At 60.2% G+C, this 17,414-nt stretch carries 18 protein-coding genes; 12 read left to right on the plus strand and 6 right to left on the minus strand.

The annotated features are described in order from the left end of the window. Nucleotides 1-2 precede the first annotated feature (2 nt). Both FY206_RS00100 and FY206_RS00105 read left to right on the plus strand, forming a co-directional pair. Nucleotides 3-350, plus strand: a complete 348-nt coding sequence (locus tag FY206_RS00100) for a YidH family protein (protein WP_032644231.1) — start codon at nt 3-5, stop codon at nt 348-350. After that, entirely contained in the window at nt 340-687 is a 348-nt protein-coding gene (locus FY206_RS00105; protein ID WP_032644230.1) for a DUF202 domain-containing protein, read from the plus strand. Before FY206_RS00100 ends, FY206_RS00105 begins: the two co-directional genes overlap by 11 nt. A 34-nt stretch (nt 688-721) precedes the next feature. Here FY206_RS00105 and dsdA read toward each other — a convergent pair whose 3' ends face one another. Both dsdA and dsdX read right to left on the minus strand, forming a co-directional pair. Then, entirely contained in the window at nt 722-2,008 is a 1,287-nt protein-coding gene (gene dsdA / locus FY206_RS00110) for a D-serine ammonia-lyase (RefSeq protein ID WP_032644229.1), read from the minus strand. A 17-nt stretch (nt 2,009-2,025) separates the two neighbouring features. Next, nucleotides 2,026-3,363 (minus strand): D-serine transporter DsdX, encoded by a 1,338-nt coding sequence (gene dsdX, locus FY206_RS00115; protein ID WP_032644228.1) that lies wholly within the window; start codon nt 3,361-3,363, stop codon nt 2,026-2,028. Nucleotides 3,364-3,567: 204 nt separating this feature from the next. Here dsdX and dsdC point away from each other — a divergent pair, with 204 nt between their 5' ends. Next, a complete protein-coding gene (gene dsdC, locus FY206_RS00120; RefSeq protein WP_032644227.1) occupies nt 3,568-4,494 on the plus strand; it encodes a DNA-binding transcriptional regulator DsdC in 927 nt (308 codons plus the stop codon). An 84-nt stretch (nt 4,495-4,578) separates the two neighbouring features. Next, entirely contained in the window at nt 4,579-5,667 is a 1,089-nt protein-coding gene (locus FY206_RS00125) for a cellulase family glycosylhydrolase (RefSeq protein WP_045890420.1), read from the plus strand. Here FY206_RS00125 and emrD read toward each other — a convergent pair. The 4 genes from emrD to tisB form a co-directional block, all read right to left on the minus strand. Further along, the gene (emrD, locus tag FY206_RS00130) at nt 5,570-6,754 is read right to left on the minus strand and encodes a multidrug efflux MFS transporter EmrD (protein ID WP_032644514.1); all 1,185 of its coding nucleotides are present in this window, start codon (nt 6,752-6,754) and stop codon (nt 5,570-5,572) included. The genes FY206_RS00125 and emrD overlap by 98 nt on opposite strands. Before the next feature lie 175 nt (nt 6,755-6,929). Beyond that, nucleotides 6,930-7,763 (minus strand): EamA family transporter, encoded by an 834-nt coding sequence (locus FY206_RS00135; RefSeq protein ID WP_032644225.1) that lies wholly within the window; start codon nt 7,761-7,763, stop codon nt 6,930-6,932. Between the two features lie 62 nt (nt 7,764-7,825). After that, nucleotides 7,826-8,272 carry a GNAT family N-acetyltransferase gene (locus tag FY206_RS00140; protein WP_032644224.1) on the minus strand — a complete coding sequence of 149 codons (447 nt, stop codon included), beginning with the start codon at nt 8,270-8,272 and terminating at the stop codon, nt 7,826-7,828. Nucleotides 8,273-8,336: 64 nt separating this feature from the next. After that, nucleotides 8,337-8,426, minus strand: coding sequence for a type I toxin-antitoxin system toxin TisB (gene tisB, locus FY206_RS00145; RefSeq protein ID WP_072001249.1), 90 nt, complete (start codon nt 8,424-8,426; stop codon nt 8,337-8,339). Between the two features lie 524 nt (nt 8,427-8,950). Between tisB and ivbL the strand changes: the two genes are divergently transcribed. The 8 genes from ivbL (at nt 8,951) to FY206_RS00185 (ending at nt 17,353) form a co-directional block, all read left to right on the plus strand. Further along, entirely contained in the window at nt 8,951-9,049 is a 99-nt protein-coding gene (gene ivbL / locus FY206_RS00150) for an ilvB operon leader peptide IvbL (protein ID WP_057979964.1), read from the plus strand. 106 nt (nt 9,050-9,155) lie between these two features. Further along, a complete protein-coding gene (gene ilvB / locus FY206_RS00155; protein ID WP_032644222.1) occupies nt 9,156-10,844 on the plus strand; it encodes an acetolactate synthase large subunit in 1,689 nt (562 codons plus the stop codon). Between the two features lie 3 nt (nt 10,845-10,847). Then, entirely contained in the window at nt 10,848-11,135 is a 288-nt protein-coding gene (gene ilvN / locus FY206_RS00160; protein WP_008500144.1) for an acetolactate synthase small subunit, read from the plus strand. A gap of 120 nt (nt 11,136-11,255) precedes the next feature. After that, nucleotides 11,256-11,849 carry a response regulator transcription factor UhpA gene (gene uhpA / locus FY206_RS00165; RefSeq protein WP_032644221.1) on the plus strand — a complete coding sequence of 198 codons (594 nt, stop codon included), beginning with the start codon at nt 11,256-11,258 and terminating at the stop codon, nt 11,847-11,849. Continuing rightward, nucleotides 11,846-13,351: a signal transduction histidine-protein kinase/phosphatase UhpB gene (gene uhpB, locus FY206_RS00170; RefSeq protein WP_032644220.1), complete on the plus strand. Its 1,506-nt coding sequence runs from the start codon at nt 11,846-11,848 to the stop codon at nt 13,349-13,351. The genes uhpA and uhpB overlap by 4 nt, the downstream gene beginning before the upstream one ends. Then, the gene (gene uhpC, locus FY206_RS00175) at nt 13,344-14,663 is read left to right on the plus strand and encodes an MFS transporter family glucose-6-phosphate receptor UhpC (protein ID WP_077064362.1); all 1,320 of its coding nucleotides are present in this window, start codon (nt 13,344-13,346) and stop codon (nt 14,661-14,663) included. Before uhpB ends, uhpC begins: the two co-directional genes overlap by 8 nt. Before the next feature lie 132 nt (nt 14,664-14,795). Beyond that, nucleotides 14,796-16,187: a hexose-6-phosphate:phosphate antiporter gene (gene uhpT, locus FY206_RS00180; RefSeq protein WP_032644218.1), complete on the plus strand. Its 1,392-nt coding sequence runs from the start codon at nt 14,796-14,798 to the stop codon at nt 16,185-16,187. A 161-nt stretch (nt 16,188-16,348) separates the two neighbouring features. Then, nucleotides 16,349-17,353: an alpha/beta fold hydrolase gene (locus FY206_RS00185; RefSeq protein ID WP_032644217.1), complete on the plus strand. Its 1,005-nt coding sequence runs from the start codon at nt 16,349-16,351 to the stop codon at nt 17,351-17,353. Nucleotides 17,354-17,414: the final 61 nt, after the last annotated feature.

Consider the following 17,414-nt stretch of genomic DNA (forward strand, 5'->3'; position numbering starts at 1 on the left):
CCATGAAAATTTCCCGCCTCGGCGAAGCGCCGGACTACCGCTTCTCTCTGGCTAATGAACGCACGTTTTTAGCGTGGATCCGCACCGCGCTGGGCTTTCTTGCCGCCGGGGTGGGGCTCGATCAGCTCGCGCCTGATTTCGCCACGCCGCTGATTCGCGAGGTGCTGGCGCTGCTGCTGTGCCTGTTCGCGGGCGTGCTGGCGATTTACGGCTACCTGCGCTGGCTGCGCAACGAGAAGGCAATGCGCCTGAAGCTGGATCTGCCCTACACGCGCGGGCTGCTCATCATCAGCGCGATCCTGCTGGCGGTGGCGGGCGTGGTGATGGTGCTGGTGTTCTATGGCGGATAGCCGCAAAGCGCGACGCGAAGCGGACCCCGGCCTGCAGCCGGAGCGGACGTCGCTCGCCTGGCTGCGCACGCTGCTGGGGTATGGCGCGCTGATTGCCCTGGCGATTAAGCACAACTGGCACCGCACGGGAATGCCGTTCTGGATCTCGATTGTTGTGCTGGCGCTGGTGGCCTTTATTTTGTGGCGCTATACCCGCAGCCGTAAGCTGATGGACGTGGCGCAGGATGATTTTGTGCAGCCGAAGGCGGTGCGGGATAAGTTCCTGATCGCCCTGGCCGTGCTGTCTCTGTCTTTACTCTTTGCGGTGACCCATATTCAGCAAATTGTGAGCTTATAAGCCCGGTGGCGGCTACGCCTTACCGGGCCTACGGTTAGCGGCCTTGTGCTAAATACTTCGCCATCTCGTCTTCCGGCACCATGCCGCCGCCGGTTGCCCATACCAGGTGGGTGACGCCGGCATCTGAATCCACACGCAGCGGCCCGGCCATGCCCGCCAGCGCGGACGGTTCCAGCCGAATGCCTTCCTCCTGCGCCAGCCAGCCGAGCATGTCGTACATGCTCCGATCGGAAAGCGTATAGAACCCGTCCAGCAGGCGCTCCATCGCACGGCCCACGAAGCCGGACGCGCGCCCGACCGCCAGCCCGTCCGCTGCCGTCACGTTATCAATGCCCAGATCCTGCACCGCAATCTCATCGTGCAGGCCGGTGTAGACGCCCAGCAGCATGCACGGGGAGTGCGTGGGTTCCGCGAAGAAACAGTGGACGTTATCGCCAAAGGCCAGCTTCAGGCCAAACGCCACGCCGCCGGGGCCGCCGCCGACGCCGCACGGCAGGTAGACGTACAGCGGGTGTTCCGCATCCACCACGCGGCCCTGCTCGGCAAACTGTGCCTTCAGGCGCTCGCCCGCCACCGCGTAGCCCAGGAACAGGGTGCGGGAGTTTTCATCGTCAATGAAGAAGCAGTTCGGATCGCTTTCTGCCGCCTTGCGCCCCTGTTCCACCGCCACGCCGTAGTCCTGCTCATACTCCACGACGATGACGCCGTGGCTGCGGAGCTTCGCTTTCTTCCACTCGCGGGCGTCGGCGGACATATGCACCGTCACCTTAAAGCCGATGCGTGCGCTCATGATGCCGATGGACATCCCCAGGTTGCCGGTTGAGCCTACCGCAATGCTGTACTGGCTGAAGAAGTCCTTAAAGCGCGGCTCCAGCAGAATGCTGTAGTCGTCTTCGGTGCTCAGCAACCCGGCCTCCAGCGCCAGTTTCTCCGCGTGGGTCAACACCTCGTAGATGCCGCCGCGCGCCTTAATCGAGCCGGAGATCGGCAGATGGCTGTCTTTTTTCAGCAGCAGGGTGCCGGGAATAACCTTGCCGGATTCTTTCTCCAGCCGCGCCTGCATGGCCGGAATGGCGACCAGTTCGGATTCAATAATCCCGCCCTTTGCTGCCGTTTCCGGAAAGGCTTTCGCCAGATACGGCGCGAAGCGGTTGAGGCGCGCGTGCGCGTCGTCCACGTCGGCTTTGGTCAGCCCGACGTAAGGCAAGCCTTTCGCCAGCGTCGTGGTACGCGGGTTAAGCCAGGTGGTTTCTTTCAGGGCAATCAGATCCTCAACCAGAGGAAACCGTGCGGTTAAAGTGGTGATAGTTGCGTTTTCCATAGTACGTCTCTTCGCGCTCAGATAATGAAAGAAAGCAGGAATGTGCCGCCAAGTGCAAGCACCGAGGCGATAAACGTCGCCGTCGTATAGTATTTGAAGGTCTCATTCAGGGTCGCGCCGCAGTATTGCTTCACCAGCCAGAAGAGAGAATCGGTCACGATCGTGCAGCCAATGGCGCCGGAACCGATGGCAATGGTGATGATCTCCGGGCTAACGTTCGGGTAGAGCGGCAGCATCGGCGCGACTATCGCCGTGGCGCCCATCATCGCGACCGTCGCGGAGCCGACGGCGGCATGCAGCACCAGCGCCACCAGCCAGGCGAGCAGGATAGGGTGCATGTGCAGGTTCGAAAGAATATGCGCCAGAGAGTCCGCCAGTCCGCTGGTTTTGAGGATGGCGTTGAACGCCCCGCCCGCGCCGATGATCAGCAAAATGTTCGCAATAGAGCCAAAGCCGTGCTCGGTGTGCGTGAGCATCGCCCCCATGCCCATATGCTGGCGGATCCCCAGCAGGTAGTAGGCGACAAACACGGCGATAAACATCGCGGTGATCGGGTTGCCGATAAACTCCAGCAGCGTATACAGCGACCCTTCTTTTGCCATATTCAGCTCGGCGATGGTCTTCACCAGCATCAGGGCAATCGGCAGCAGCACCGTGAACAGCGTGGCGCCCAGCGACGGCAGGGTGTGCTCTTCCCGCACCTTGAGGTCCGAAAATTCCGCCGGAACCGGTTTAAACGGCAGGCGATTGCCGAGCAGTTTCAGGAACAGCGGGCCGCCGACCAGAGACGCCATCAGGCCTACCATCAAACCGTAGACGATCACCGTTCCAACGTCCGCGCCTAACTTATTGGTCACAAACAGCGCGGCCGGGTGCGGAGGCACCACGCAGTGCACCGCCATCAGCGCGGTACAGAGCGGAATGGCCAGCTTGAGCAGCGACGTGTGGGTCTTTTTGGCAATGGAAAACGCCAGCGGGATCAGCAGCACAACGCCCACCTCCACGAACAGCGTAATGCCGCAGATCAGGCCCACCAGTACCATAATCACGTCCGCTGACAGCCAGCGGCAGCGCTGGAGCGTAATCCCGATGCGCTCTGCCGCGCCGGAAACCTCCATCATCTTGCCGAGAATGGTGCCCAGACCAATCACCGCCGCCAGGAAGCCCAGCGTGCCGCCAATCCCACTCTCAATGGCGTTCACCATATCCAGCGGGCTCATTCCCATCATCGCGCCGACGAAAAAGCTCGCCAGCAGCAGCGCGAGGAACGGGTGAAACTTCAGCTTAACGATGGTTAAAACAATTAACACAATGCTGACCAGCAGCGTTGCCACAACCCAGACCTGAGATCCCATATCTCACCTCACCCTTATGTCATCTGTGGGTATTGGACGAAAAAACGGCGTGGGCTGACAAACGATATAAATTGGCGTTCAGATGAGCCAGATTGGATCAACTGAGTGACTGTGCTCTAAAAACCGCACTTAATCCGCATTAGGTTCACATAAATTCACCCTTAAACGGTATGCTGAGCGCAGAAACCACGCACGAGAATTGTGATGACCGATGCAAATGAAGCCAGAAACCGGCTGTTAAACGGCTGGCAGCTGTCGAAAATGTACACCTTTGAAGTGGCCGCCCGGCATGAGTCCTTCGCGCTGGCGGCGGAGGAACTGTCGCTCAGCCCCAGCGCGGTGAGCCACCGCATCAACCTGCTGGAGGAGGAGCTCGGCATTCAGCTGTTTGTTCGCTCGCACCGTAAAGTTGAGCTGACGCAGGAGGGAAAGCGCGTTTACTGGACGCTTAAATCGTCGCTGGACACCCTGAATCAGGAGATCCTGGATATTAAAAACCAGGCGCTCTCCGGTACGCTCACGATCTATTCCCGGCCGTCCATCGCCCAGTGCTGGCTGGTACCCATGCTGGGCGACTTTACCCGCCGCTACCCGTCCATTTCGCTCACCGTCCTGACCGGCAATGATTACGTCAATATGCAGCGAACGGGTGTCGATCTGGCGCTCTATTTTGACGATACGCCGCCTAACCATCTTTCTCATCATTTCCTGATGGACGAGGCGATTTTGCCCGTCTGTTCACCGCAGTATGCCCGCGAGCACGATCTGCTGAAAAACCCCGATAACCTCGGCCACTGTACCCTGCTGCATGACCGTCAGGCCTGGAGTAACGATTCCGGCACGGATGAGTGGCTGAGCTGGGCGCAGCATTTTGCGGTAAATATGCCGCCATCGTCGGGCATTGGCTTCGATCGTTCAGATTTAGCGATTATTGCGGCTATCAACCACGTCGGCGTGGCGATGGGCAGAAAGCGGCTGGTGCAGAAACGGCTCGAGCGGGGTGAGCTGATCGCCCCGTTTGGTGACAAGACCCTGAAATGCCATCAGCACTACTATATTTCGACGCTTTCTGGCCGCCAGTGGCCGAAAATAGACGCCTTTATTGGCTGGCTGAGAGAGCTGGCAGGTTGAAGAATTATTACGCTTTCGCTCTACACCAAATGTGAAAAAGCGTGCTAAATACAGGTAATGCTTTCGATTTATCCAGGGTAAACCGTGTTAAAGCCTTTTGTTGTCTCTGCATTACTGATCTCTTCCGGCTGGGCGATTGCCGCCGAGCCGCCGATGACGGCTGCCCGCTATGCTCAGCAGTTGGGTGTGGGGATGGATGTAGACTGGGCGCGTACCGAGCGCGGGATCCGTGAATTTGACCCGCTGGTGGTACGCGATTTTCGTGCAAAAGGCATTACCCACGTGCGCATCCGCGTGGCCGGTGAGCCAACGGAAGCGCGGCTGATCCACCTGCGCAAGCTGGTGGAAGCCTGCGAGCAGTATGGCGTGATCCCAATCGTCGCGTATCAGGCAGATGAATATAAAAACGACCCAAAAGCCGATAATGAGAAAGAGACAATCAACTGGTGGATTGCCGTGGCGCACTATTTCGGCCAGAGCTACCCGCTGCTGGGTTTTGATCTCATTTATGAGCCGGCCGACAGGCTTAACCACAACCTGGCGTCGTTAAACCGCGTGTACGAAAAAACCATTAAGGCAATCCACGACATCGACCCGCAGCGGATGATCTTCATTGCTCCACGCCTGCGCGCCGCGCCGGAAGATTTATCCAGCCTGAAGCTACCCGCGCACAGCCAGAACTACCTGCTGGCGGAGTGGCATATTTTCCCGTGGGGGCCGCTGAAAAATGGCGGCAAATACCCGTGGACGTCCGGCACGGCGGCGGAGAAAGCGGCTATCCATAACCGCATCAATACCGCGCTGCGCTGGCAGCAAAAAACCGGGCACGTTAGCTGGGTCGGGGGCTGGGGCGTAGGTGAATCAAGCCGCGTCACGCCAACCGCCTCGCAAATAGCCTTCGCCACCTTTATGGCCTGCGAGCTGCAAAAGGCGAAAATCCCGTATGCGCTTAACGCAGATTTCCAGTTTTACGATGGGGAAGAGGGGGCCTGGCGACCTGCGCCGGAGCCGCTATTGCAGGCTATGATGACGCCCGTTTGCGAAAAGCCCGGCGAGAAGCCGGGCCATCATGCCGTTAAACCGGCTGCTCGTGATGCGGAACACGCGACGCCAGCGGCAGCCAGCACAGCAAAATCAGCAGCCCCATCAGCGTCATCAGCAAACCCAAACTAGCCTGCCCGGTCTGCGGCATCATGGCCGAGAGCCAGGCCAGCGCGCCGGAGCCGATGTTCTGCAGACCGCCCACCAGCGCGCCCGCCGTGCCCGCGAGGAACGGGAACGGCTCCATCGCGCCGCTGGTCGCCAGCGGGAACAGCATTCCCGCGCCGAAGAAGAACAGCGCAGCCGGGATGAGCAGCGTCCAGACGGTCATCACGCCAAACAGCCCCGGGATCCACATCATCAGTCCCGCCAGCAGACAGCTAATCACTGCCTGCCACATCAGGGTGGAGAAACGCTTGTTCTGACGTCCGGCAAACCAGGCGCCGAAGAACGCCGCCGGGATAGGCAGAATAAACAGAATACTCACCACCATGCTGCTCAGGCCAAGCCCAGCGCCCAGCAGCACGCCGGAGCAGGCTTCGAACACCGCTATACCTGCCAGGCCGCCGATCAGCATCAGCAGGTAACAGGTAAACGCGCCGTTGCCGAACAGCGTTTTGTAGCTGGCGATAAGCTTCGTGCGCGGCGCGTCCTGCGGGCGCGTTTCCGGCATCCAGCGCGCCATGCTGAAGGTGACAATGATGCACAGCACCAGCAGGAAGGCGTAACAGGCGCGCCAGGACCACATCGTGTCCAGCAGGCCGCCAATCAGCGGTGCCAGCAGCGGGCTGACCAGAATCCCCATGTTCAACAGGCTATTGGCATGACGAAGCTGGGTGCCCTGGTACATATCGCGCGGTAAGGTTCGCGCCATCACCCCGCCGACGCCGGTTCCGACGCCCTGCAGGGCGCTGGCGGCAATCAATACGGTCAGGCTATGGGTGGTGATGGCAATTACCGTCGCCACCATGAATATGCTCATGCCGACCAGGATCACCGGGCGACGCCCGACGCGGTCGGAAAGCGGGCCGTAGAAGAGCTGTGAAACGCCGTAGGTCAGCAGGTAGGCGGCCATTACGCTTTGTACTGCGCCCTCGCGGACGTTTAATTCCTTTGCCATGTCGGCAATCGCCGGAATGTAGATGGTTTGCGCCATCTGACCGACGGCCACCAGTAACACCAGCATCAACAATAAGTTAACGTTCCTTTGTTTTTTCATGTCGCTGAATACTTTTGCCAAAAGAGAGAAATGAAGAATAAGTAACTACGCATTCCCATAAATGCGCGAGGAATCTACCACAGTGAGATGACAATTTAAGCATTGCGGTGGTGAATGGATGAACGACAAAAGGCAGGATTTGTAAACAAAAACGGCAACTAATGTTGCCAGTGATTTATGCGAGGCGCAGGAGAATAGCGCCGCCGGCAATGCCCAGCGCCGCAGCGATGCGCAGGCCCGCAACCTTCTCTTTTAAAAGCACAAAGGCAATCAGCGCCCCGAAAAGAATTGAGGTTTCACGCAGCGCCGCGACTACGGCCAGCGGTGCCTGCGTCATCGCCCACAGTGCCAGGCCATACGATCCCATGGTACCGACGCCGCCGAGCAGCCCCTTTTTCCAGTGCAGACGCAGGTAGCCGGAGGCTTCACGCCGACGCGCCACCATCGCCCAGCCGAGCAGGCAAAAACCGTTCATAAAAAAGGTCCACAGCGTGTAGCCCAGCGCGGTGTCCGAGAGCCGCACCCCGGTGCCGTCCACCAGCGTATACCCGGCGATAAAACAGGCGTTCAGCAGCGCCAGCTGGATCCCTTTTCGGGACTGCATGCGCCCGTTCATCGCCATCGCCAGAATCGACAGGCAAATGACCCCGATGCCGGACCAGGCGAGCCAGGAGAGACGATCGCCAAGCGCCAGGACGCTGATCAGCGCCACCAGCAGCGGCGCGGTGCCGCGCATCAGCGGGTAGGTCTGACTCATATCGGAAACCTGATAGGTCTTCGCCACCAGCACGGTGTACACAACCTGTAGGGCACAGGAGACGATCAAAAACGGCCAGCTTGCGGCAGAAGGCTGCGGAGAGAAGGGGAGCAACACCAGCGCAATCAGCGTGGCGGAGCCGCTGACGCTTATCGCGGCATAGAGCTTGTCCGTTCCGGCCTTAACGATGGCGTTCCAGCCGGCATGCAGCAGCGCGGCAAACAGCAAAATGCAGAATACGGTGATGGTCATGGCGTATCGGGTGGTGAATTGTCACTCAACTGTAACATTCACGTCCTGATGCTGCCAGCCGGTTACACCGCACAAAAAAGGCGGTGCGTCACCCGCGGTTCGTCTGAGACCAGCGTGAAACCCGCCCGGCTGTAGAACCCATACGCGGTATCCGGCGCGCGGGTATTCAGGAAATCAAACCAGATGCTGGCATCGGCCATCACCACGGTTAAAAGCTGTTTGCCGATGCCTAGCCCGCGACACTTCTCGCTGACGTAAAGATGGCGAATGCGCCCGGCGCGCGGCTGCTGGCTGAACGGATCGCGGTTGAGGCCGCAAACGCCGACCAGCTTGCCGTTAAGAAACGCCCCCAGCAGCTTTTCACCCGGCGCGTTAAAGCGGTTTTCACCCCGCTGCCAGCTCTCTTCCAGCCTGCGCAGCATGTTGAAATTCAATGCGATACTTTCCGCCTTCAGGGCGATATAGCCCGGTTCATCGGGCGTAACAGGCTCAATTAACAGACGCGACATAGCATTCCCTCGTTATTAAAGAGGGGCGGTTGCCCGCCCCTCTCAGGTGCGACTTGAACCTGAATTACCGAAGGAATTTCAGGGCAGCATCAAGCAGTTGCAGTACAGCAACAATGAGTTTGAGGATAAGTATCACCATATCCACGATGCTCATACGCGTCTCCTTTTGGTAAAAAGGAGCACGATGCTGGCGTACCTTTCCGCCGCCTGTTGCCAGCACCTGGATTGACGTAACACAGTGTGCTCACTTCAGGGGTTAAGGCACTGACGGCACCACCCGTTTCAGCCAGGACTTCGTTGCGCCGGTAAAACTGCGGCCCCCTCGCTCACTGCGAACACCCTCAGTATAGATAAATACTGTATGCATGAACAGTATTTTTTTTTGGACAAAAATCGAAAGGCGATCCATACTCAAAAACGTCAAAATCCGTGCCGGAATTGCGCGTTCGTCCTCGATCGCGTATACTTTTTGCGTTGACGTAACACAGTGTGTTCTGCGGCGACCAACCGCAAAACCCTGATAATAACCTCGCTCCGGCGGGGTTTTTTGTTTTCATCACCCAACAAACGAAACGTGATCTCCGACGCATTTTTGCGCAGATGAAAATATTTCCATTGTCACGCCCGAAAACCTGTGTTTGTATAAATTCAATCAATGATTCCAAACACAGGTCCCCAATGACTTCATCCATCTTCACTTCGACCCTACTAAAAACTGCGCAACCAGCCGCAGTGGTCGTCGTGCGTGTGGTGGTGGTCGTCGGCAATGCGCCGTAGGGACTGGATCAACACACGAATCCAAAACCCCGCCGGCGCAAACCGGGCGGGGTTTTTCGTTTAGGACCCTCCCCGGAACGTCGGCCCAGAAGAAAAGGACTGGAGCATGGCAAGTTCGGGCACAACATCCACCACGACGCGTTTTACCGGCGCGCAACTGATCGTTCATTTACTGGAACGGCAGGGCATCACCACAGTTGCGGGCATCCCGGGCGGCACGGTGCTGCCGCTGTACGACGCGTTAAGCCAAAGCACAAAAATCCGCCACGTGCTGGCGCGCCACGAGCAGGGCGCGGGCTTTATCGCGCAGGGCATGGCGCGTACCCAGGGCAAACCGGCGGTCTGTATGGCCTGCAGCGGCCCGGGCGCAACCAACCTGGTGACCGCCATCGCCGACGCGCGCCTCGACTCCATTCCGCTGATCTGCATTACCGGCCAGGTGCCGTCCTCAATGATCGGCACCGATGCGTTCCAGGAAGTGGATACCTACGGCATCTCTATCCCCATCACCAAACATAACTATTTAGTTCGCGATATCAGCGAGCTGCCTCAGGTTATCAGCGATGCGTTCCGCATTGCGCAGTCCGGCCGCCCGGGCCCGGTGTGGATAGACATTCCTAAGGATGTCCAGACCGCAGCGATCGAGATTGACGTGCTGCCGGAGCCGGGCGACCGTGCCCCCGCGCCGGAATTCAGCGCGGAGAGCGTGCGCGACGCCGCCGCCATGATTAACGCCGCCAAACGTCCGGTGCTCTATCTGGGCGGCGGGGCGATTAACGCCGCAGATGAAATCCGCCAGTTCGCTGAAAAAGCCAACCTGCCGACCACCATGACCCTGATGGCGCTCGGCATGCTGCCAAAAGCGCACCCGCTCTCGCTCGGCATGCTGGGCATGCACGGCGCGCGCAGCACCAACTACATCCTGCAAGAGGCGGATTTGCTGATTGTAATGGGCGCGCGTTTTGATGACCGGGCGATTGGCAAAACCGAGCAGTTCTGCCCGAACGCCAAAATCATTCACGTGGACATCGACCGCGCCGAGCTGGGTAAAATCAAGCAGCCGCACGTGGCGATTCAGGGCGACGTGGCTGAAGTGCTGGCGCAGCTGATCCCGCAGACGGACGCGACCGACCGCGCCGACTGGCGCCAGCTGGTGGCCGATCTGCAGCGCGAGTTCCCGGGCGCCATCCCAACCGAAGGCGACCCGCTGAGCCACTACGGCTTGATCAACGCCGTGGCCGCCTGCGTGGACGACAGCGCGATCATTACCACCGACGTTGGCCAGCATCAGATGTGGACCGCCCAGGCCTACCCGCTGAACCGTCCGCGCCAGTGGCTGACCTCCGGCGGCCTCGGCACCATGGGCTTTGGTCTGCCTGCGGCCGTGGGCGCGGCGCTGGCGAATCCGGACCGCAAGGTGATCTGCTTCTCCGGCGACGGCAGCCTGATGATGAACATTCAGGAGATGGCGACCGCGGCCGAAAACCAGCTGGACGTGAAAATCATCCTGATGAACAACGAGGCGCTGGGGCTGGTGCACCAGCAGCAGAGCCTGTTCTACAAGCAGGGGGTATTTGCCGCGACCTATCCGGGGATGATTAACTTTATGCAGATTGCCGCCGGTTTTGGCCTGCATACCTGCGATCTGAACGCCGAAGAGGATGCCCACGCGGCGCTGCAGGCGGCGATTTCGCGCCCGGGCCCGGCGCTGATCCACGTGCGTATCGACCCTGAACAAAAAGTGTATCCGATGGTGCCGCCGGGTGCGGCAAATACTGAGATGGTGGGAGAATAAGCCATGCAGAAACAACATGATAACGTCATTCTGGAACTCACCGTCCGCAACCACCCTGGCGTCATGACCCACGTCTGCGGGCTGTTTGCCCGCCGGGCGTTTAACGTGGAAGGCATCCTCTGCCTGCCGATTCAGGGCAGCGAGCACAGCCGTATCTGGCTCCTGGTGAACGACGACCAGCGTCTGGAGCAGATGATGGCGCAGATCGACAAGCTGGAAGACGTTACCAACGTGGCGCGCAACCAGTCCGATCCCACCATGTTTAACAAAATTGCGGTGTTTTTCGAGTAGATCGCTTAAGGTAAGCAGCTTTTGCCGGATGGCGCTGCGCTTATCCGGCCTACAAACACCTTGCCCGTAGGCCGGATAAGCGCAGCGCCATCCGGCGCGTTCACGCATCAGGATCACACCATGACCACCATCGCGCTTATCGACGACCACCTTATCGTCCGCTCCGGCTTTGCCCAGCTTCTCAACCTCGAACCCGATTTTCAGGTCGTGGCCGAGTTTGGCTCCGGTCGCGAGGCGCTGGCGGGCCTGCCGGGGCGTGGGGTGCAGGTCTGCATCTGCGATATCTCAATGCCGGATCTCTCCGGTCTGGAGCTGCTAAGCCAGCTGCCGAAAGGGATGGCGACGATCATGCTCTCGGTCCACGACAGCCCGGCGCTGGTCGAGCAGGCGCTCAACGCGGGCGCACGCGGGTTCCTCTCAAAACGCTGTAGCCCGGACGAGCTGATCGCCGCCGTGCGCACCGTCTCCACCGGCGGCTGCTATTTAACACCGGATATCGCCATCAAGCTGGCGGCCGGGCGTCAGGATCCGCTCACCAGACGCGAGCGTCAGGTCGCCGAGAAGCTCGCACAGGGGATGTCGGTGAAAGAGATTGCCGTAGAGCTGGACCTGTCGCCAAAAACCGTTCACGTCCACCGCGCCAACCTGATGGAAAAACTCAACGTCAGTAACGACGTCGAGCTGGCGCGCCGCATGTTCGACGGCTGGCAATGAGCTCCGCGTTTTCACGGCTGATCGCCGTCGTCGCCAGTTTTTTTATCTTCTCCGCCGCCTGGTTCTGCCTGTGGAGCATTAGCCTGCATCTGGTGGAGCGCCCGGAGCTGGCGGTGCTGCTGTTCCCCTTCGGCCTGCGTCTGGGGTTAATGCTCCAGTGCCCGCGCGGCTACTGGCCCGTTTTGCTGGGGGCCGAGTGGCTGGTGCTGGTCTGGCTGGCGCAGGAAGTGGCTCTCGCACATCTGCCCTTATTGATGATCGGAAGCCTGCTCACGCTTCTCCCGGTTGCCCTCATTTCCCGCTACCGCCACCAGCGCGACTGGCGCACCCTGCTGCGCCAGGGGGCGGCGCTGATTGCCGCCGCGCTGCTGCAGTCCCTGCCGTGGGTCGGCGAGAAGGAGATGCTTAACGCCCTGCTGCTGACCCTCACCGGCGGCCTGACGCTGGCCCCGACCTGCCTTGTCATCTGGCACTACCTCACCAGCACCGTCTGGCAGCCGCTCGGTCCTGCGCTGGTCTCCCAGCCCGTCAACTGGCGCGCCCGGCACCTTATCTGGTATCTGCTGCTGTTTGTGGTGAGCCTCTGGCTACAGCTCGGCCTGCCCGCCGAGCTTTCACGCTTCACGCCGTTTTGCCTGGCGCTGCCGATTATCGCCCTGGCCTGGCACTACGGCTGGCAGGGGGCGCTGATCGCCACGCTGATGAACGCCATCGCGCTCATTGCCAGCCAGACCTGGCACGATCACCCCGTCGATCTGCTGCTTTCCCTGCTGGCCCAGAGCCTGACCGGGCTGCTGCTGGGGGCGGGGATCCAGCGTCTGCGCGAGCTGAACCAGTCCCTGCAAACCGAGCTGGCGCGCAACCGCCGTCTGGCGGAGCGTCTGCTGGAGACCGAAGAGAGCGTGCGGCAGGAGGTGGCGCGCGAGCTGCACGACGATATCGGCCAGACCATCACCGCCATCCGCACCCAGGCGGGCATTGTCCAGCGCCTGGCGGCGGAAAACGCGGGCGTGAAGCAGGGCGGGGCGCATATCGAACAGCTTTCGCTGGGTGTCTATGATTCCGTTCGCCGGTTGCTGGGACGGCTGCGCCCGCGCCAGCTGGACGATCTGTCGCTGGAGCAGGCGGTGCGTTCCCTGATGCGCGAGATGGAGCTGGAAAGCCGCGGCATCGTCAGCCATCTCGACTGGCGTATTGATGAACGGGCGCTGAGCGAAGGCCAGCGCGTGACCCTGTTTCGCGTCTGTCAGGAGGGGCTGAACAATATCGTTAAGCACGCTAACGCCAGCGCGGTGACGATCCAGGGCTGGCAGCAGGACGAGCGCCTGATGCTGGTGATTGAAGACGATGGCTGCGGCCTGCCGCCGGGATCCGGCCAGCAGGGCTTTGGCCTGGCGGGGATGCGCGAGCGCGTCAAGGCGCTGGGCGGCACGCTGAACCTCTCCTGCACCCACGGGACGCGCGTCAGCGTCAGCCTGCCGCTAAGGAGCCACCATGTTTAAAACCCCCGCGAACGCCGCGCCGATTGGCGATAAAGCGGAGATCGACGCCCGCTACCGCTACTGGCGTCGCCATATCCTGATGACCATCTGGCTCGGCTACGCGCTGTTTTACTTCACCCGCAAAAGCTTCAACGCCGCCGCGCCGGAAATCCTCTCCAGCGGCGTGATGACGCGTACCGATATCGGCCTGCTGGCGACGCTGTTTTACATCAGCTACGGCCTGTCGAAGTTCTTCTCCGGCATCGTCAGCGACCGCTCCAACGCGCGCTATTTTATGGGCGCTGGGCTGATGGCGACCGGCGTGGTGAACATTTTATTTGGCTTTTCAACCTCCCTGTGGGCCTTTGCCCTGCTGTGGGCGCTGAACGCCTTTTTCCAGGGCTGGGGCGCGCCGGTCTGCGCCCGCCTGCTCACCGCCTGGTACTCGCGCAACGAGCGCGGCGGCTGGTGGGCAATCTGGAACACCGCGCATAACGTCGGCGGGGCGCTGATCCCTATCGTGGTGGGCGCTGCGGCGCTGCACTACGGCTGGCGTGCCGGGATGATGATTGCCGGTGGCCTCGCAATTGTCGCCGGGCTGTTCCTCTGCTGGCGCCTGCGCGACAGGCCGCAAACCGTTGGCCTGCCGGCGGTGGGCGACTGGCGGCACGACGAGATGGAGATCGCCCAGCAGCAGGAAGGGGCGGGGCTGACCCGCAAAGAGATCCTCACTAAATACGTGCTGAAAAATCCCTACATCTGGCTACTCTCGCTCTGCTACGTGCTGGTCTACGTGGTCCGGGCGGCGATCAACGACTGGGGCAACCTGTACATGTCCGAGACGCTCGGCGTGGATCTGGTTACGGCCAACTCGGCGGTGACGATGTTCGAGCTGGGCGGGTTTATCGGCGCGCTGGTGGCGGGCTGGGGCTCGGACAAGCTGTTTAACGGCAACCGCGGCCCGATGAACCTGATCTTCGCCGCCGGGATACTGCTCTCCGTCGGCTCGCTGTGGCTGATGCCGTTCGCCAGCTACGTGATGCAGGCGGCATGCTTCTTCACCACCGGCTTCTTCGTGTTTGGCCCGCAGATGCTGATCGGCATGGCGGCGGCGGAGTGCTCGCACAAAGAGGCGGCGGGCGCGGCGACGGGGTTTGTCGGGCTGTTTGCCTATCTTGGAGCATCCCTCTCCGGCTGGCCGCTGGCGCGGGTGATCGACACCTGGCACTGGAGCGGTTTCTTCGCGGTCATCGCCATCGCGGCGGGGATCTCCGCCCTGCTGCTGCTGCCATTTCTGCATGCGCAGGCCCCGCGCGAGGCCAGCGTGATGTGATGCGCCTCACCTTTTCGCCCCGAGTGGCCTAAAACTAAGAAATTTTCCCGGTTTTACCTGGACGCTGTCTCAGGCATCTCTCCCGGCTGATTTTTACAATGCTGCAAAAATCAGCTCAGGAGTAAACCAACCATGCTGGCCTTCTTAAACCAGGTGCGCAAGCCGACCCTGGATCTGCCGCTCGACGTGCGGCGCAAGATGTGGTTCAAACCGTTCATGCAGTCGTATCTGGTGGTCTTCATCGGCTATCTGACCATGTACCTGATCCGCAAAAACTTTAACATTGCGCAGAACGACATGATCTCAACCTACGGGCTGAGCATGACGCAGCTGGGGATGATTGGCCTGGGCTTCTCCATCACCTACGGCGTGGGGAAAACCGTCGTTTCCTACTATGCGGACGGTAAAAATACCAAGCAGTTCCTGCCGTTTATGCTGATCCTCTCCGCCATCTGTATGCTCGGCTTCAGCGCCAGCATGGGCGCGGGCTCCGTCAGCCTGTTCATGATGATCGCCTTCTACGCCCTGAGCGGTTTCTTCCAGAGTACCGGCGGTTCGTGCAGCTACTCGACCATCACCAAATGGACCCCGCGCCGCAAGCGCGGTTCGTACCTCGGCATGTGGAACATCTCGCATAACCTCGGCGGGGCGGGTGCGGCAGGCGTGGCGCTGTTCGGTGCAAACGTCCTGTTCGACGGTCACGTGATCGGCATGTTCATCTTCCCGTCGATTATCGCCCTGATTGTTGGCTTTATCGGCCTGCGCTACGGCAGCGACTCCCCGGAATCTTACGGCCTCGGCAAAGCCGAAGAGCTGTTCGGCGAGGAGATCAGCGAAGAGGATAAAGAGACCGAAGAAAACGAGATGACCAAATGGCAGATCTTTGTTGAGTACGTGCTGAAAAACAAAGTGATCTGGCTGCTCTGCTTCTCGAACATCTTCCTCTACGTGGTGCGTATCGGCATCGACCAGTGGTCCACCGTTTACGCCTTCCAGGAGCTGAAGCTCTCTAAAGAGGTGGCGATTCAGGGCTTCACCCTGTTCGAAGTGGGCGCGCTGGTCGGCACGCTGCTGTGGGGCTGGCTCTCCGATCTCGCCAACGGCCGTCGCGCGCTCGTGGCCTGCGTCGCGCTGGCGCTGATTATCGCCACCCTCGGCGTCTACCAGCACGCCAGCAACCAGTACGTTTACCTGGCTTCCCTGTTCGCGCTCGGCTTCCTGGTGTTTGGTCCGCAGCTGCTGATCGGCGTGGCGGCGGTTGGGTTTGTCCCGAAAAAAGCGATCGGCGCCGCCGATGGGATTAAGGGCACCTTCGCCTACCTGATCGGCGACAGCTTCGCCAAGCTGGGGCTGGGGATGATCGCCGACGGCACGCCGATTTTCGGCCTCACCGGCTGGGCGGGTACCTTCGCGGCGCTGGATGCGGCAGCGATTGGCTGTATCGTCCTGATGGCGATGGTTGCGGTGCTGGAAGAACGTAAGATTCGCCGCGAAAGGCGAGTGCAGAAATTGAAAGCAGCCTGAGTGTGCAGGTGACTTCTTTGCCCGGCTGACCGTCGGGCTTTTTTTATTTTGCACGGACTACCTTTACCCCGCTTTACATACCTGCCCCTCTCCATGCTCTACAGTTTTTTTGCTGCCGCCTTTCGTGCAGCCTTAGCCCCTTTTGCTAACGGAGAGCTTGCATGTTGGCCCGACGATTATCCTGCCTGGCGCTGCTGATGGCGCTGGCATCCCCCACAATGGCCGCGAATGCCCCCACCTACGGCGAGAAGCTGGAAGGTTTTGACTACGGCTGGCCGGTAAAACACTTTACCTTTACCTCGCAGAACCAGTCTCTGGATATGGCTTACCTGGACGTGAAGCCGGAAAAACCCAACGGCCGCACCGTGGTGCTGATGCACGGCAAAAACTTCTGTGCTGGCACCTGGGACGGCACGATCCGCGCGCTTTCAGCCAGCGGGTTTCGCGTGATCGCACCCGACCAGATCGGCTTCTGCAAATCCACCAAGCCGGAGCATTATCAGTACACCTTCCAGCAGCTGGCGGATAACACCCACGCGCTGCTGAAAACGCTGGGCGTCGATCGCGTCACGGTTATCGGCCATTCGACCGGCGGCATGCTGGCGACCCGCTACGCGCTGATGTGGCCGCAGCAGGTGGAGCAGCTGGTGATGGTGAACCCAATAGGGCTTGAAGACTGGAAAGCGCGCGGCGTGCCGCATATTACGGTCGACCAGTGGTACCAGCGCGAGCTAAAGGTCAGCGCCGAGGGTATCCGTCAGTACGAGAAAAACACCTACTACGCCGGGGAGTGGAAGCCGGAGTACGAGCGCTGGGTCACCATGCTTGCCGGGTTAAACAACGGGCCGGGCAAAGCGCGCGTGGCGTGGAACTCGGCGCTGCTCTACGACATGATTTATACCCAGCCGGTCGTCTATGAATTTAACGAGCTGAAGATGCCGGTATTATTGATGATCGGCACGAAGGACAACACCGCCATCGGGAAAGATCTCGCCCCACCGGAGATCCGCAAGACGCTCGGCAACTATGCGGTGCTGGGGAAAGAGACGGCAAAGCGCATCCCGCACGCGACGCTGGTTGAATTTAACGACATGGGCCACGCGCCGCAGATGCAGGATCCAGCCCGCTTCCACAAGGCGCTGCTGAAAGGGCTTCAGGCGCGCTGAGTACTTTTCAGAATTTTTCTATTTTTCAGTTGTTTAACTTTTATCCTGCGCATGTCACCAT

The sequence above is a fragment of the Enterobacter chengduensis genome (genome assembly GCF_001984825.2).
Lineage (GTDB): Bacteria > Pseudomonadota > Gammaproteobacteria > Enterobacterales > Enterobacteriaceae > Enterobacter > Enterobacter chengduensis.

What these genes read in the sequence shown, in the direction of transcription:
- ivbL (WP_057979964.1), top strand. Translation starts at nt 8,951, where the DNA reads ATGACTTCATCCATCTTCACTTCGACCCTACTAAAAACTGCGCAACCA.
- dsdX (WP_032644228.1), bottom strand. Translation starts at nt 3,363, where the DNA reads ATGGGATCTCAGGTCTGGGTTGTGGCAACGCTGCTGGTCAGCATTGTG.
- emrD (WP_032644514.1), bottom strand. Translation starts at nt 6,754, where the DNA reads ATGAAAAAACAAAGGAACGTTAACTTATTGTTGATGCTGGTGTTACTG.
- FY206_RS00185 (WP_032644217.1), top strand. Translation starts at nt 16,349, where the DNA reads ATGTTGGCCCGACGATTATCCTGCCTGGCGCTGCTGATGGCGCTGGCA.
- ilvB (WP_032644222.1), top strand. Translation starts at nt 9,156, where the DNA reads ATGGCAAGTTCGGGCACAACATCCACCACGACGCGTTTTACCGGCGCG.
- uhpA (WP_032644221.1), top strand. Translation starts at nt 11,256, where the DNA reads ATGACCACCATCGCGCTTATCGACGACCACCTTATCGTCCGCTCCGGC.
- FY206_RS00105 (WP_032644230.1), top strand. Translation starts at nt 340, where the DNA reads ATGGCGGATAGCCGCAAAGCGCGACGCGAAGCGGACCCCGGCCTGCAG.
- FY206_RS00140 (WP_032644224.1), bottom strand. Translation starts at nt 8,272, where the DNA reads ATGTCGCGTCTGTTAATTGAGCCTGTTACGCCCGATGAACCGGGCTAT.
- FY206_RS00100 (WP_032644231.1), top strand. Translation starts at nt 3, where the DNA reads ATGAAAATTTCCCGCCTCGGCGAAGCGCCGGACTACCGCTTCTCTCTG.
- ilvN (WP_008500144.1), top strand. Translation starts at nt 10,848, where the DNA reads ATGCAGAAACAACATGATAACGTCATTCTGGAACTCACCGTCCGCAAC.
- uhpB (WP_032644220.1), top strand. Translation starts at nt 11,846, where the DNA reads ATGAGCTCCGCGTTTTCACGGCTGATCGCCGTCGTCGCCAGTTTTTTT.
- dsdA (WP_032644229.1), bottom strand. Translation starts at nt 2,008, where the DNA reads ATGGAAAACGCAACTATCACCACTTTAACCGCACGGTTTCCTCTGGTT.
- tisB (WP_072001249.1), bottom strand. Translation starts at nt 8,426, where the DNA reads ATGAGCATCGTGGATATGGTGATACTTATCCTCAAACTCATTGTTGCT.
- dsdC (WP_032644227.1), top strand. Translation starts at nt 3,568, where the DNA reads ATGACCGATGCAAATGAAGCCAGAAACCGGCTGTTAAACGGCTGGCAG.
- uhpC (WP_077064362.1), top strand. Translation starts at nt 13,344, where the DNA reads ATGTTTAAAACCCCCGCGAACGCCGCGCCGATTGGCGATAAAGCGGAG.
- uhpT (WP_032644218.1), top strand. Translation starts at nt 14,796, where the DNA reads ATGCTGGCCTTCTTAAACCAGGTGCGCAAGCCGACCCTGGATCTGCCG.
- FY206_RS00135 (WP_032644225.1), bottom strand. Translation starts at nt 7,763, where the DNA reads ATGACCATCACCGTATTCTGCATTTTGCTGTTTGCCGCGCTGCTGCAT.